The sequence below is a fragment of the Pseudomonas sp. NPDC087639 genome (genome assembly GCF_044743385.1).
GTDB lineage: Bacteria > Pseudomonadota > Gammaproteobacteria > Pseudomonadales > Pseudomonadaceae > Aquipseudomonas.
Map to the genome: position 1 here is coordinate 1 of NZ_JBIUWI010000200.1, position 1,025 is coordinate 1,025.

General features: G+C 60.4%; 1 pseudogene. It reads right to left on the reverse strand.

From position 1 onward, the window contains the following. Positions 1-1,025, reverse strand: a pseudogene (locus ACIOVB_RS27885) (aconitate hydratase B); the annotation flags it as partial.

Consider the following 1,025-nt stretch of genomic DNA (forward strand, 5'->3'; position numbering starts at 1 on the left):
GCGCGAGCCTTCTCGGTCAGGCCACGGCCGATGATCAGCGGGATACGGCCGCCGGCGCGGACTTCGTCCAGCAGAACCGGGGTCTTCATTTCGAAGGTGGTCAGGACTTCGTCGGTGCCGTGTTTGCATACTTTGCCAGCATGCGGGTACAGGTCGATCACGTCGCCCATGTTCATGTTGGAAACGTCGAACTCGATTGGCAGTGCGCCGGCATCTTCCATGGTGTTGTAGAAGATTGGTGCGATTTTGCTGCCGAAGCAGAAACCGCCAGCGCGCTTGTTCGGCACGTAAGGCACGTCGTCGCCGAAGAACCACAGCACCGAGTTGGTAGCGGATTTACGCGAGGAACCGGTACCGACCACGTCACCGACGTAGGCGATCGGGAAGCCTTGACCGCGCATTTCTTCGATCTGCTTCATCGGGCCGATGGCGCCCTGCTGATCAGGAACGATGCCGTCGCGAGCCATTTTCAGCATGGCCAGGGCGTGCAGCGGGATGTCTGGACGCGACCAGGCGTCTGGAGCAGGGGACAGGTCGTCGGTGTTGGTTTCGCCAGTTACTTTGAAGACGCGCAGGCTGATCTTGTCGGCCAGGGTCGGGCGGTTCTTGAACCACTCGCCGTCAGCCCAGGATTGCAGCACGGCTTGGGCGTGAGCGTTGCCGTTCTTGGCTTTTTCCGCCACGTCGTGGAACGCATCGAACATCAGCAGGGTGTGCTTGAGTTGCGCGGCAGCGACTGGCGCCAGTTCGGCGTCGTCCAGCAGGTCAACCAGGGTCACGATGTTGTAGCCGCCCTGCATGGTGCCGAGCAGTTCTACAGCGCGCTTTTTGTCCAGCAGAGGGGAGGAAACTTCGCCCTTGGCCAGTGCAGACAGGAAACCGGCTTTGACATAAGCGGCTTCGTCCACGCCTGGTGGAATGCGATTGGTGATCAGGTCAACGAGGAATTCTTCTTCGCCAGCCGGAGGGTTTTTCAGCAGCTCGACCAGGCCTGCTGTTTGTTCGGCGTTAAGCGGCTGGGGAAC